At 38.0% G+C, this 15,076-nt stretch carries 12 protein-coding genes; 1 reads left to right on the forward strand and 11 read right to left on the reverse strand.

Features of this window, described 5'->3' with window-relative positions:
• Position 1: 1 nt before the first annotated feature.
• The 11 genes from tssE to H5118_RS01440 all read right to left on the reverse strand — a co-directional run bounded on the left by tssE (position 2) and on the right by H5118_RS01440 (position 12,654).
• Positions 2 to 409, reverse strand: a complete 408-nt coding sequence (tssE, locus tag H5118_RS01390) for a type VI secretion system baseplate subunit TssE (protein WP_182692319.1) — start codon at positions 407 to 409, stop codon at positions 2 to 4.
• 56 nt (positions 410 to 465) lie between these two features.
• Positions 466 to 951, reverse strand: a complete 486-nt coding sequence (locus H5118_RS01395) for an Hcp family type VI secretion system effector (RefSeq protein ID WP_007584479.1) — start codon at positions 949 to 951, stop codon at positions 466 to 468.
• 246 nt (positions 952 to 1,197) lie between these two features.
• Positions 1,198 to 2,724 carry a type VI secretion system contractile sheath large subunit gene (tssC, locus tag H5118_RS01400; protein WP_182692318.1) on the reverse strand — a complete coding sequence of 509 codons (1,527 nt, stop codon included), beginning with the start codon at positions 2,722 to 2,724 and terminating at the stop codon, positions 1,198 to 1,200.
• 10 nt (positions 2,725 to 2,734) lie between these two features.
• Complete coding sequence (tssB, locus tag H5118_RS01405; protein ID WP_182692317.1) at positions 2,735 to 3,256, reverse strand: type VI secretion system contractile sheath small subunit; 522 nt, start codon at positions 3,254 to 3,256, stop codon at positions 2,735 to 2,737.
• 76 nt (positions 3,257 to 3,332) lie between these two features.
• Positions 3,333 to 4,910: a TssA family type VI secretion system protein gene (locus H5118_RS01410; RefSeq protein WP_182696438.1), complete on the reverse strand. Its 1,578-nt coding sequence runs from the start codon at positions 4,908 to 4,910 to the stop codon at positions 3,333 to 3,335.
• Positions 4,907 to 5,899: a type VI secretion system-associated protein TagF gene (tagF, locus tag H5118_RS01415; protein WP_182692315.1), complete on the reverse strand. Its 993-nt coding sequence runs from the start codon at positions 5,897 to 5,899 to the stop codon at positions 4,907 to 4,909. Before tagF ends, H5118_RS01410 begins: the two co-directional genes overlap by 4 nt.
• A gap of 10 nt (positions 5,900 to 5,909) precedes the next feature.
• Positions 5,910 to 9,581: a type VI secretion system membrane subunit TssM gene (tssM, locus tag H5118_RS01420; RefSeq protein ID WP_182747495.1), complete on the reverse strand. Its 3,672-nt coding sequence runs from the start codon at positions 9,579 to 9,581 to the stop codon at positions 5,910 to 5,912.
• Between the two features lie 8 nt (positions 9,582 to 9,589).
• A complete protein-coding gene (gene icmH / locus H5118_RS01425; RefSeq protein ID WP_182692313.1) occupies positions 9,590 to 10,312 on the reverse strand; it encodes a type IVB secretion system protein IcmH/DotU in 723 nt (240 codons plus the stop codon).
• A gap of 15 nt (positions 10,313 to 10,327) precedes the next feature.
• Complete coding sequence (gene tssK, locus H5118_RS01430) at positions 10,328 to 11,668, reverse strand: type VI secretion system baseplate subunit TssK (RefSeq protein WP_182747497.1); 1,341 nt, start codon at positions 11,666 to 11,668, stop codon at positions 10,328 to 10,330.
• Positions 11,668 to 12,135, reverse strand: coding sequence for a type VI secretion system lipoprotein TssJ (gene tssJ, locus H5118_RS01435; protein ID WP_170071208.1), 468 nt, complete (start codon positions 12,133 to 12,135; stop codon positions 11,668 to 11,670). Before tssJ ends, tssK begins: the two co-directional genes overlap by 1 nt.
• A 21-nt stretch (positions 12,136 to 12,156) precedes the next feature.
• The gene (locus H5118_RS01440) at positions 12,157 to 12,654 is read right to left on the reverse strand and encodes a hypothetical protein (RefSeq protein ID WP_259397869.1); all 498 of its coding nucleotides are present in this window, start codon (positions 12,652 to 12,654) and stop codon (positions 12,157 to 12,159) included.
• Positions 12,655 to 12,928: 274 nt separating this feature from the next.
• Here H5118_RS01440 and H5118_RS01445 point away from each other — a divergent pair.
• Positions 12,929 to 15,076 (forward strand): type VI secretion system Vgr family protein (locus tag H5118_RS01445; protein ID WP_259397870.1); only part of this gene is annotated, 2,148 nt, incomplete at its 3' end.

Genomic DNA, 15,076 nt, shown 5'->3' on the forward strand with positions numbered 1-15,076 from the left:
ATTAGTTAGTGTTTTTTGCATGTTGTATAACGTCTGCTTTACCACCAGATTCAAACCGAGTATTTAACTTGATACTTTGCCCGCTCGTTAAAAAAGCTTGAATATCTAGCCTTATTACACAATTATCTTCTTTAATTTCTACAGGTGTTACATTTGCATACCGTACGCGAGGTTCGTACTTTTCTATCAATTTTTTAACCTCAAGCGCTAACGTGTGTTGCGAGTATGGTAACCCCTCATAAATATCCTCTACATCGGGCAGACCATAGTCAGACAAGTGCTTCAGCACTCCTCTTCTTGCATTTAAAAGCTCATTTAAATGTTTGCAAACACTGACTTGCTCATCAGTTTGAAAACCATGATGACCATTACGTGTAACTGGTTGAGTTAAAAAATCGAATAACGCCATATTTAGATCTCAATAAAAGGATATGCTTGCGCATATCCTTCAAAATTACTGACTAATTAACGACCTTCAGTCCAAGAGTCAGAGAACTCGATGTTGCCATCTAAGTAAGTCCAAGTAATGCGTTTGTAACGTAGACAAACTGTTTCAAGGTGCGGGTAACGCTCCTTGTCTAAGTCTTTAACGTTATGCATTGTTGGTGAGATCGAAGTGATTTTTACATCTTCCAACTTGTGGCAGAAATATTCACGCTCAGTCCCTGTGTCATCAATACGGTACCATTTAAGCTCTAATTGCTTAAGTGTTTGACCGTTTGAACACGCTTTGTACAAGTACGGCGTAGCCGCATCAACTGCTTTTGTAATTACAAAAGGTTCATGCTTACGAGTACCTGTAAGTTCACCTGTATCGTTATCCGTAGGAATACGAAGTTCATGATCAAAGTGTAGGATCTCAATTGAACCTTCACGCTCTGCAACAGTTACAGAACCTTTGATGTCATTACCTTGGTCGTCCTTTAACCACATGTACGCTGGAATTGCCATTTCATTATTCTCCTTTTAGAATGAAGTGTTTCCTGTTAGTTGGCATTGGCATAAACAGTAATATTTATGCCCCCCAAAAAGCCCTCTGCTTCATGCCACTGGGGAATATGTCCCAAGTTGGATGCAACCAACTTGGGGCAATTTTTCAGACTAATAAGTCTTAATCCTTTATGTACACCAGCCAACTACTCACCAAATTGACGTATTTGATAGTACTTAAATCCGTTTCATTGGCGGCGTAGCAGTTCATTTTTCGCCAGGCATTTGCCCTACTAGCGCTAAACGAACATCAATCCCTTCAACTTGGAAATGAGGAACAATGTACGTACTTACTCTGTAGTAACCAGGGTTACCTGGAATCTCTGCTACAGTAACTTTTGCATCTTTTAGTGGATGCGTAGCTATAAGAGATTCATCAGGGTTGTTCATTTTAGTTACTAATGCGCCAAGCCAATCATTAAGCTGCTGCTCTAATTCATGGCGAGGTTTACTTGAACCAATATTTTCACGCTGTAAAACTTTTAAGTAATGCGCAATACGCGATACTAAGAAAATATATGGTAAGCGTGAGTTAATTCTTGCATTAGCTGTTGCTTCATTTGTTTCTAATACCTGTGGCTTCTGCGCACTATTAGCAGAGAAGAAACATGCAAAATCTGAATTTTTATAGTAACTAAGTGGAATAAACCCTTGGTTAGCAAACTCAAGTTCTTTAGTTTCAGAAATCAAAACCTCAGTCGGTATTTTAGTTTCTGATCCTTTACCCGCTTCGAATGAATGCAGTGGAAGATTTTCAACTTTACCACCTGACTGTGGCCCACGAATATTTACTGCCCAACCATTATCATGGAAACTACGGATGATATTTGCAGCAAATGCAAATGTTGCATTACCCCACAAATAACGTTCATGATGCTCAGCACTTACATCTTCTTGGTAATTAAAGTTACGAAGAGGATTTGTCTCACCATAAGGTAGACGTAGTAAAAAGCGCGGGAATGCTAAACCAATGTAGCGAGAGTCTTCTGATTCACGGAAATTTTTCCAACGAAGAAACTCAGCGCGCTCCATGTAAGAGCCCAAATCTTGGATTTTAGATACTTCTTCCAATGAATCTTTAAGAAAAAACTTAGGACCAACACTGCCCATAAACGGACAATGCGCTGCCGCAGATACACGTGATATCTCTTGCAGTAACGATACATCGGGTGCTGAACAATCAAACTCAAAATTAGAAACCATTGTTGAAACTGGCTCGCCACCTGGGGTATCGTAATCTGAAGTATATACATGTTTATATAATGCAGATTGAGTTGTATCTGGCGCCTCTTCAAAATCGTCTCTTAGAGTTTCTTTATCTACATCAAGCATTTCGATTTTAATGTTAGCATTGTTAGGCGTACGGTTAATTAGGTAACGTAACGAGCGCCATGCTGATTCCATTTTTTGGAAATTTGGGTGATGTAAAATTTGGTCTAACTGCTGAGAAATAATAATGTCTACTTTTGCGATGTAATCATCTAAAAGTAACTTATCAATTCGCGTTACTTCTTGGCCACTACTGCTAGCCATATCTAAAAATACATTTATAGCTGCTGTTAAGCGCTCATTTGCACGAGTTTCAGCTAGGTTGCTTGCATCTCTAAATGAATCAAGTTTGATCTCATCTGCAACTGGAGAAATATCAACCATTCCACATATATTTTCATAAGTGGATAAAGGAGCTTGCTCCGTGGTATGCGCGGCAACATTTAATTGTTCTTGCATGGACATGATAATCTCCTTATTCAGTTATTGGTTGTTTTTCATCTTCAGACGCTAGCGGCGCAATTTCATCCAGTTTAGCTTTTAACTCGTCTAGCTCTGGCTGATTTTGTAAAACACGCTCTAATTCTTTACGAAGTGATGAGTTATCTAATAAATTAGATTTAAGGTCACGAAGTAAATTACGCATAGCCATCATTTTATTAAGCTCTGGCACTTGAGAAGCTACTGATTCTGGGTCAAACGACTTAAAAGAATCAAACTCAAGGTTTACATTAATTTCGCCGTCACCTTTAATTTTGTTCGCTACCTGAAAGTTAGCTTTAGGCGCCATATCTTTAAGCACTTGCTCAATGTTATTTTTATTAATTGTTATGCGCTCACGCTCAGATAGTTCTTGGCTATTTTGACCATTTGAGTAATCACCAATTACTAACATCTTTAATGGCAATTCACTTTTTTGTGAAGCACCATCTGTATCAAGCTCTAACGAAATATTGATCCGAGCTCTGGGGATCTCTTTTTGAAATGTATCACTCATGTTATTTCCTTTGCAGTTTGGTTATCTACCGACTCAATTCCAATTAAACCTCGACATATTAGTCAAGCCCTTGTAACTAAACCCACGCTAACGCTTGTGCAGGGTTAGTTACCATCATTTGCTGACTAATATGTTTAGCAGCTAAACTCATTTCATCTTCTGGCGTTTGTGACAAACTTGCATAACACTGCTTGGAAAATCGCCATACTTCCATGCAAAAACATTGTTGCCATTGCGCTAAATCATGCGCTTTTATTTGTTTTAGTAACACGTTCAATAATGCTAAAGCATGTTCGTAATGCTCAGCTTTTATTAATAGTTTTGCCTTTAATAATTGCGCTTGGGCTTTATCAAAGTCGTTTAAAATATTTATGTGATCTACTTTAATTAGAGCTGAAGACAACTGCCCTTTTTCAACCTCTTGTATTAATTCGCTATACTGCTCATCAAACGCACTACTTTGAGAGCTAACAGACTCTGTTTTTGCAGAGTGAGATAGCTCTTTTAAAAACTCTTTATTTACAGATGAACACAGCGGACTTCCATCGTCATACTGTAGGGAAACTAAAGCAGGAAACTGCTCATTTAAATTAACTAATTGTTGCTCAAGCCAATGAACAAGCGGCAATTTATTTAATTTTTTTAATGCATTTAAACTAAGCACTTGAAGATTTAAATTAAATTGCATAGCCCCTTCCATAAACAACCCTTCGGCTAAATTTAAAGCTTGTTCAGGCTGCTCACTTGCCAATGCATTTTCAATTGGAGCAAATGCTGCAGCCCTTGGAGCGGGTAAACGCGTTTTTCCATTTTCGTTAGCGGGTAGTGCCAACCTTGTCCAACGCGCAGCTCGCGATAACTTTATTACTCTTTCAATATTATTTTGTTCTTTATCAAAGTTAAGTAGTTGCCTGACCGCACTTAAATACGCTGTATCTGAAGCAATATCAGCATTACCAATACTAAGCTGACTAGCAGCTGATGCAGGTGCAGGTGCAGTACTATTAGCTTCTGATTTTGGAGCTGTTACACCCGTATTTTCAGCTAATTTTTGCTCTGTACTAATCGCTTTTTCTTCTTGCACTGGTTCAGCTACAGGTACTGGGTTTCGCTTTTCTTGCTCTTTAGCCCACTCATTCAAAGTTGATAGAGGGCCAGATTCGTTGTCTAATAACGCAACACACTGCTCATTGTATTGAGTCAAAGCAGCTATAAGTTCAGGCCATTGTTCAGCGTTTGTATCATGCCCTTGGGCAACACCTTTTAAACGTTCTTGCTGTTGTAAAAACCATGTATTAACTGCAGCACGCATTCTGGCTCTTAGTGGGTGTACCTCATCCGTAAAAGTAGTCAACAAACGATTAAATAACAATAACGTATGCGTTAAACCTGTAACCCCAAACTCACTTGTTGCTGCTAGTGCTAAATAACTTACTATGCGTAAATCTTTACTTTGAGTGTTGAGTAAGTCTGATGCTTGTATAAACATCACTTTAAAGTCAACTTCCCCCACTCCTGATGAAGATGCTTTTAATGCTTTAAATGTTTCTTCATATTTTAAATCTTCTCCACACTTATTCCCGGCAAGAGGTGCACTTAATGCTTCAAGCCATTCAATCCAAGTGGTATGTGTATGCGGCGCTTTAATACTCATGATTTACACCAACGACGAAGTGCATCGTAAACACTCACGTTATCCATATCAGCAAAATTAAGTGTTTGTGAAGACGGCTGTTTTTCTACTTTTAAATTACATAGATCAACAATGTCATTCGTTTTTTTATCGTATTCCCACACACTATTAAAGTATGACGCTGGAATAGGTCTACAAAAAATAGTTAAACTAGGCGCTTGATTATCATCACCTAACTGATAAAAAAACCAAGGCTGCCAATTATGATCTGCCACCATAGACGCAACTAAGTGCAACCAAAACCCTGCAACTAAGGCACTTTCATGACTAAAACTAGGCATTGGTAGGCGAATACCAAACTGACTTCTTAAACACCCTCTATTAGCAATAGATTTAAGCACAGCCGATAGCTCTTCAATTAAAATTGCTCTTTTTGCAATATCGTTCAAGCCTAAATGTTGCCAAAAAACGCTCATTGGAATAGTTCTAAGTTTATCAAGCTCTAGAGTTAGATTTGGTTGCTGTTTAAGTGCATCAGCTACACGGTTATAATCTTGTGCTTTTTGCTCCATTTCATTAATACTGGCAGCTTGTTTAATATTTTCATTTACACCTAAAAGGTGCTCTATTACTTGGCTTGCAAATAAAAATAGAAAAGCAGGATGTCGCTTATATGTATCAAGCCCACTATGTACAAAAGAGCTAAATGGGTAAAAACGACCACTGCTATCTTTGCTTGGCTGCAAAACGCCAAGTAAACCACCATCATCCGCATTGCCAGATATAAAGAACAACGACTTAGTTCCATTCAAGTGGCTTGTATCAGTCGTTTTTCTACCACGGTTTAAATGGGCAAAGCCCTCTTGCAACCAATGATCAAATCCAACCGATTCTCTAGATGAAATATTGAGCTTCACAAAGTCTGGTCTTATCGGTGTTTTACCCATAAAACCAAAGCTATGTTGCTTAACCAGCGTCGGTGTTTTCTTTTTTGTAAATAAACTAAACATTGCTAGCGGCCTATTGCATTGTTCGCGACTGCGATTGAGCCAAGCTAGGGCTTTGTGAAAACAAAGAGCTTGGCAATGCAAACGATGTAAGCATGTATTTTGAAAATATACCGCTGTTGCGTCCTGATTTAAGAGAAAACTGGACTGTTAACACTTCATCAGATTTATCTTTTAATTCCCATGTTGCTAAAAACTCTGTGCCTTTAATCCACTTAACACTGGCTGAGTTAAGCACTTTTAGTAGTGCCCAAGGTCCGTCTTGCTCAATAGAAATACGACGCCCTTTATTGTCTAAACCATACAGAACAGCTTTCTCTGCAGCTCCTCGACCAGGCCACGAAAAGTTACGCCATTCTTCAGGCTCATTGCGGTAGCGATAACCTTGCTCACTAAAGCCTAAGTATGTTTCACGAATGCCTCGGTGTGGAACAGGCATCATCTGAAAAGTAAAACCAGCACTATCGGCGCCATTAGAAAACAACGAACGAGTTACTTTATTTGCTTTAGTTAAACCATCAAGTAATTGCGGGCTAAAACCAATACCTACACCATTCCATTGTTTTTCTTCCCATACACCGCGGCGTACTTTCATAAATGGTTTGAGCTGGGTGTTAATAAAGCTCCATAAAATTCCTGATTCAGAATTTAAAAACTCAGAAACATCTGCTATCGCAGCATCAGGGCCAGTTAAGTTAAATGGATATTTACCAGCTAAACTGCTGTTATACATAGTATAAACTTGGTTTTCCCACTCTTGGTTAAGCTGAGTACGTGCTTTTGCCATAATAGTAGCGATACCACCATGAAGCGGGGCCTTAAATAGCTTATCTAGCGTTTCTTTGGTTTGAGGGTCTAGTGCTCGAGTTTGGCTCTCAATAATTATCCACGAAGACTGTAATGCATTACTTTGGCTATTACCTGAAAGTAAGTCCTGCGCAAATATCATTGCTTGAGCATCATCTTCATTACTCGCTGCCATTGCTTTAATGTCTGAATGGATGCTACTTAATGAACTGATGTATTGTCTTAAGTAATCAGAAGAATTCTTATCTTCATTAGGCTGTGCAAAGCGTCTTAAGTCTGCAAATCGACTTTCAAGCTCTGGCGCTCTAACCGTACTCATTTGGGTAATTGTTGGCGTGTTTAGAGCTAATTTATTTGCAACATCTGCAGCCGTCTTACCTATCGAAGCTTGGCTTTTTAAAGGGGCATCAGCGAGCGTAATATTGTCGTTAATCAGTTTCATTAAATCGTTAAAAGGGCCATCCATCGATGAAAGGCGTGCAAAATCAATACTTGCATCGTTTAGATCTCTAAATGCAGGCACTTTTATGCTATCTATAAAAGCAAACCAAGTATTGCCGTAGTCTTTAAAGTAATATGCTCGCATAGCCTTTGCCAAAGTTTCAGCTTGTGCTTCGTCAACAACATTTTGACCATTTTCATCGCTAGAACCCATAACCCAGTCACCTGAGAACACCAAACGTGAAATACGTTTAATCTCTGGGAATACATATTCCTGCCAACCTAAGTTTGTATAAACATATGGAATTTTATACTTACTCTTAAATACATCACGATTTTTAGAAATCATAAAGTCGTTTAATAACAATGGCTTTTTGCGATCAGCAAAACTTGTAATTACTTGTTGATATAACGGGAAAGCCTCTGGCTGGGTATTTAAATTGTCTCTCGCTAGCGCTATCGATGTTTCGTTAGCCTGCCAAAATGCAATTTTACCTGGCTGCTCTATGTCGTTACCCATATTTTGTAAGTACATATCAACTAAGCTACTTAGTTGTGTATAAATTGGTGCTTGCTCTTGTGCATTTATGTCTATATGAAAATGCTCAGCTATAAAATTAAGTAATTGCTCTTTAGCAAACTCCGTTGAAATATGCTCAGGGTTCGTACTCATCATTAAATGCATTTTTAGTGCATCGTAATACTGCTGACGAATCGTTGCTTTGGCTTCATCTTCATTGTCAAGCCACTGAGTTTCGTACTGTTTTATTTGCGCAAGTAAATGCTCTTCACCTGGATAAGTAATAAGCTGATTCATCTGATTAAATAGCACATTTGCAACGCTATCTAAGGTTTCATCACCTTCGTAAATACCAAATATAAAGTACCACGGTAATGAATCTTCGTAAGTTTTAAGCTGACCGTAGTGCTCAAACAGCGCTAGTGTAGCAGCAAGTTTCTGCTCATCTTTAGCCTTACTTACATTAGCTTCAACAACAGCTTTTACACGTGACTCACCTTGATTAAGTAATAGTTGATTACTTGTGTACGACGTAATAAGAAGTGCTGTAATTGCGGCAATAGATGCCAAGCCCGAAGTAACGGTTAAACCTTTTAACCAGCGTCCTACTAACCGTTTTTTTCTGTTTCCTCGCGTTAAATCCTGTAGTTTAAAAATAACATCATTAAATACGCGATTAATAAAATAACTTTGAGTAATACTTTCTTGTTTTTGGTCAACAACAACCGCACCAAATTGATCTCGTACACCATTAGTAATACGTTCAATAGGCGTACCTTCTTGCGTGCCCGATGTAAAATAAACACCAGCAAACCAAGGAACTTCTTGATATGGATTAGACTTAAACAGCAAGTTAACAAACTCAGTTAACTTAGTTGAAGCTGATTGAAATTGATTAGGAAAATCAAGTATTAGCTGTTTACGATGCTCGTTGCGCTCTCGTGCAACTTTGCTTAAACGTTGTTCGCACAGTCGCTCATATAGTTCCTGCATACGAACTTCAAACATTTCTGCAGGATCATTTTTTTGATCTTCACTAATGTCGAGTAAGTACGCACCAAACACTTGCTCACGCTCTTTTTCAGATAAATCACTAAAAAAAGGTTCAAAACCACTGATTAAGTCAGTTTTGGTAAAAGTAATATATACAGGAAAAATAACGCCAAGTTGAGTAATTAGCTCTTCTATACGCTCACGTACTAATTTTACATGTTGACGGATTTCTTCACTGTCGGAAGTTAATACATCTGCAACGCTAATGGCCACCATTACGCCATTTATAGGCAGTTTTGGTCTGTATTTTTTAAGGAGCGCTAAAAATGACAACCACTCTTTATTTTCTGACTGCTCAGTTGTGTAACGCCCTGCAGTATCAATTAAAATAGCTTGATCTGAGAACCACCAGTCACAATTGCGCGTTCCACCAAAACCTTGGATATGCAATTCACTCGAATTAGAGTAAGGGAAATGTAAGCCAGAATTTGCAAATAAAGTACTTTTCCCTGTAGCCGAAGGGCCAATAATCATATACCAAGGCAAAGCGTATAAAGCAGTATTACCACGATAACCCGCACCTAAATGAGATGCTTTTAAAGATCCCAATGCTTCTTGCATCTTTTCTTTAATTTCACTTAATTCAGCACTCGAACCGGCATTATGACTTGCTAATTCAGAAGCTAACTTATCGCCTGAGCGCTTAGTCCATAACCAACGAATAAAAATAAATAAAACAAAAACAGCGGTTACAGCACCCATCGCAATTAATTTTTTATCGGTAGTATCTAAACCCACCATGCGACCGGCAAACCACACAATACTCAAAACGGCTATAAAGCCAATAAGTTGACCCGTTGCACGCGATGATACTAAGCCCAATAAAAAATGAACTAAACCGCTTTTATTAACTCTTCCCTGCATTATGTTACCTATCGTGTTTCGTTGGTTTTATTGAGCTGAGTCAGCACTTCAATTTGGTTGTCTATTACCTGAGTACTCTGCGTTGCTTGCTTATTAATTACATAATGAAATCCAGCAAATAATGAGGCAATAGAACCCAAGCAAATAGCTAATATCACCCAATAAGGAATATTACGCCCCACCTTCATAGCAAACCCTTCTGCAGGTATACCGTTATCAGATAATTGAGAACTCGGTGTTCCTTTTATATCTTCAATTTGAGCTCTTACATCAACAATTAACGCTTTTAATTGCTCAATACCTTTAACTTTGTAAATGCCTTCAAAGCCAAGCTGCAGACAAATATAGTAAACCTCTAATGCAGCTAGCTTTTGCTCTCCGCCAGTGCGAAGCTTACCTAAACGTTCGAAAAACTCTTCTCCCGCTCGGTTGTTACCAAAAAATTCAAGTTGTAGCGGTCGCGACATCCAATCCATTCTAAAATGAGCACCTGAGCTCATAACAAATTCATCACACATAGCCGTAAGAGCAAACTTAACTTCTTGCATTAAACTTGTTGTTACCTGTTGCGAGTAACAATTACGCTCATACTCATCAAAACTAGTAAGTAAATTTTCTCTAAACTCTCCAAGCTCTAAATTAGTAGATTGCTTTAGTTTTAATGGTGTTAGCGCGTTAATTACAGGCGAAATACACGCGACTAAATCTTGTTCTTTTTGTGCTTCTTGCATAATTTCAACTCTACGTTAATTACGTGCTACGGTAACAATTTCAATTTGTGCACTTTGCAATCCAAATGGTACAAATAAGCTTAATGATTGCTCTTCAATAATTTGCTGCCAAATGAAACCATGCGACTCAAGCCTGAAGTATTCGTAACCACTTTTTATGGCCAGCTTATTTGGAGGTCGCTGACAATGTGTTAGTTGCACACCCGCTAAAGCAGATGAAATCATGATATCGAGCTTTTCGCTTGCACCTACTTTTACTTGATCACTAAATGTTTCAATCCATTTGGTGTCTTCAGATTCAAAATACACAGCTAAATAAAAGTCGTTATTAGTAAACGTTGCAGAGTCAATAGTGGCAACTTGATAAATAGCGTTAGAGGTTTTTTCAAGTTTTAAGCCCACCATTTTCTTAGGTACAACCCCTTCAAGTAAACGAGTTAATAGGCCATCAAGCTGACCGAATACATTGCTTAAATTTTTATGCTGGTATGGTGGTACTTGGTTAACTAAGTCACTGTGCTCAAACATTGAAACTGAACTAATTAAATCAACAAGCTCACAATACAAACGTTCAGGATGGACCAATGACAAGTTTTTAAGATGATCTAAACGTTTAGCCGATGGAGCCATTGCATTAAGTAACAAAAATGTATTCATTTCATTCGGCCCAAAATCAGTAACTGAGCCATAATTTTTACGTCTGCTAAGCAGCACATTAACTTTTGCATTAACTAAATTAGCCGTTCTATTTAACAGCTCAGTTAAATAAGCAGATGCACTTATATTTAATAAAGGAGGCACAAACTGTTTATTTAAAACAAACGAGCCATCTTCCGCACGACTTATTTTTAAACAGGCAATAGTGTCAAAATAAGTTTTTACATCTGAGTCAGACAGTAATATAAATTTAGGCTTTGCAACTAATACCTCACGGCTACGTGACGCATCATGATTATCTTCTAAATCAATATAATCTGCTTCATATGCGCTTAATTGCCCGCTCGCCGCATAACCTTCAATATTGCTAACTGTTTTATTTGCAGCAATAGCAATATAAATAACACTATCTTGATGGTTACTATCGAGCTCTAGCTTTAAATCATCTTGATGCTGTCGATCAAAATCAAGCAAGCGACCATTTTCTAAAAGTAGCTTAAAACTAGTTACTTTTAATATACCGCGAGCAAGTGCTGATTCATCAATAGCAAAATGCTGTAAACCAAATGCCAATGGTGATATTAGCGCTTGACGTACAACCTGATTCTGATCGTGATAATCGTCAAATAGTTGAAAGTGTTGCTGAGCAAGCAAAACACCTTCGGCCCAAACGGGCTTTGCGGGAGCTTTTAAATTCATTACTCAGCCTTATCCACGCCAGGTAATTGAACTTCGTTGTTTGTAACCAAAACATCTAATGATGTAGACAACTTAACAGGGCCATCTGCAAGCGGGTAATACGCTTTCCAATTATCGCCACTGCGATCTCTAAATAAAGCAACAATCGCTACAAACTTTGCATTTTCAGCTTGTTCAAACTTAATTTTAGATTGCTCAGAAGGGTGAATTGTCCGCTCTTCTAATGTAATTAAACTATTAGCTAAAACTGACTTATCTGACTTCCATAATTCTTCAAATGTGGCTGTTTTAAATGTTTGTATATCCGACAATTGATACACCTTTAAAACCACTGGTAACGCTTCATCAAATTGGTTTAAATTTAAATTATCTGTTGCCTTAACATCTAAACTTACGTTAGTACTCATACAACCAGTTAACATTATAGAAAGTGATAAACCTATAATTGCATTTAAAATAAAGCGCATTTTTTACCTCAATAAATATTTTTATTTAAAATTAAAATTAGTTTTGCAAAGAGTAGCTTCATAAACTGGGCAAATAACTTTATTGAATCTTACATTCGCACAATCAGACCATTTATTAGTTTTAAAAAAGCCTAAAAAAGTCTTAGTCCTGCTTTTCTCTTGAGAATCTACTAACAAAGACTGCGTAACAACATCATCTATAGACGTAATTAACTTAGTATTTATTAATGAAAGCTCTTTTATATAAACAGATACATCACCGTTAATTAAAGTAACTTTTCCATTGCTTTTAGGGGGATTATTTAAAAAAAAGAAAAAGTGTTCTATAGAATTTTCAGAAAAAACGCGATGGGCAGGAATACCTACCTGGTCTAGTAGCGAAGAAACGCTGGCAGTAAGTGACCAAGCTAAGGAGTACAAGCTATTTATTTGATTTATAAACTCTTTTTTATTCACAACATGCTCCTTGTCATCAGTTAAACTAAAAAACGCATAGTCTAAGGCTAGTAATAAATCCATTTATTTGGCGCATAATACAAACACCTAACCGCTATTGTCAACCTATATAAGGTTTAAAATATTAGAATATTAATGCGATTAATTAATTAGAATAAACACTCTAATTAATGTTTATAAATGAAAAATACGCAACAAAACACCACCATCCCCATTTATGAAACAATCGAGTGTAAATCTAATTTAATTTTTTATGGTTACAATTATCCAGTTGATCATTAACACACAAAAAGGTATGTTTACGCCACCAATTTTACCGAGCAGGGATTGCAACGTTTTGACTAAATCTAATTTTTTTTTGAAGGTTAATGACAAAGACCTTAATGTTACTTACCTACATGGCTACGAAAAAATTAATAAAGGCTTTAGTTATTCACTCACCGTTGAATCTTCAGTAAAAATTAATACAGATATCCTACTCGCTAATGCCAGCGTGATTTTTGTTAATAAAAACAAAAGATATCGAGAGCAATGCGGTCTGATTACATCTGTAACCAATATGGGTGTATTCAACAATTTACACCGCTTTAAAATAAACATTCAAGATCGATTATCCACCTTAAAAAACACCTCAAACAGTAAAGTCTTTATTGCTGTAAACGTACAAGATGTATTAAATTACTTAGCACAAAAAGCAGGTTATTCATCAGGACAAATTGTTTTTAGGACAAGTTCCGCCTTACCGCATTTAAAGCAATGTGTGCAAGCAATGGAAAGTGACTGGGCCTTTTTTAATCGCTTGATGTCTCAGCATGGTCTTTTTTACTGGATTGAAAGCGAGTCAAGCACCGAAACACTTGTTATAAGTGACAGCAACCTCAACAGCCCCTATTTAAGTACGGGTGTATTAGAAGTTAAAGCAAACGCGGGGATGAACGCCCAGTACTGGGGTAACTTTGTCGGCTTTATGCACAGTGAAGTAACACAAACCATATATAATAATGCAGCGCAAAGTAATGCCCATGGACAATTCCAAAAAGTAGCCAGTAACAGTCAATCATTTTTCGAGCCTGCTGCAAACTCAGACGCAGAAGCATCAGCACAAACACAAAGCTTTAGTAATGCATTAGCCGCACACAATAAGCTGGTTACGCTTATGGGTAATGTATCTGATGTATTTGCAGGTTGCTCAATTTCGCTTGACGATAATATGGGGTTTGCCAGTGGTGATTTGCTATGCATTGCAATAGAGCACACCCTTAATCAAGCAAATGACGAAAGCAGCCATGAAGGTGAAACGCACTATCACTGCGTAGCGCAATTTATAGAGCGCGGTACACCTTACAAAGCAATGCCTGAGCCCCACACGCCTAAGCCCATGGTATTTCCAGCAACCGTAGAATCTCTCACAAGTAATGCATTTGTAGATGAACATGGCCAATACCGTATTCGTACCGAGTTTGATAAAACAGCTCGCCCAGTAATTCAATCAAGCCCTGCACTAAAAAAACTAGCGCTATATGCTTGTGAAAACCAACCTCAAGCCACTGGCTGGCACTTCCCACTCGTTGGTGGCTCTGAGGTACTTATTGGGTGTATTAATAACGACCCAAATAACACATTTATAATGGGTTTTGCATTAAACGCCGACCAACCAAGCGTTGTTACAGCCGCTAACCCAACACATAATCGCTTATTAAGCGCCGCGCAAAATGAACTCATGTTCGATGACGATAAAGATGCCCCTAAAGTCATCTTACAAACGCTCGCAAGTGAGCACTATATTGAATTAAATGCTATAAAATCAGGCCGCCAATTTATTCAATGGATAAGCCAACTCGGTACTATAAATTTACACGCCGGGCGCGACCTGTGCCTTGAAACAGAACAAAATAATGTTCAGTTTGTTATTAAAAACAATCAATTTATTGATGTTAAAAATAACGTGTCGCAAACCACAAATAACAGCCATGTAAATTATCAAAGTGGTGGCAGCCAAGCCTTCAGTGGTAAAAATGCGACCCTTACGAGCGAGAATGAAATATCACTCCTCACTGGGCGTGCAGTAAAAGTAAATGCCCAAAGCGACATACTCCTTAAAACCAATAACAGCGACTTAAAGCTTAATGTGCCTACTGGCTCTACGTTTTTACAAACTAACAATAATATAAACATAACGGGCTCCGGCCGTGGCGATTTAATTATTCACAATGCAGGCGGCGAGATAAAACTCGACAGCCAAGGTAATGTTGATATTACCGCCACTAACGTACTCACACTTGATGGCACATTTATAACCTTTGATGGGCCGATAGATTTCGACATAACCAGCCCACAAACAGCGCGGGCACCAAGTAATGCAAGCCCTGCCAATATTAGCCGCATTAGTGATATAACCATTAATGACGCAGGTATTGCTGCAACAACGTCAAGCGTAGTGGATTTGCTTTATGTTTATCAAGATGGCACCCCTGTAAAAAACGCA

The organism is Pseudoalteromonas sp. SR41-1, assembly GCF_014164015.1.
Classification (GTDB): Bacteria; Pseudomonadota; Gammaproteobacteria; order Enterobacterales; family Alteromonadaceae; genus Pseudoalteromonas; species Pseudoalteromonas distincta.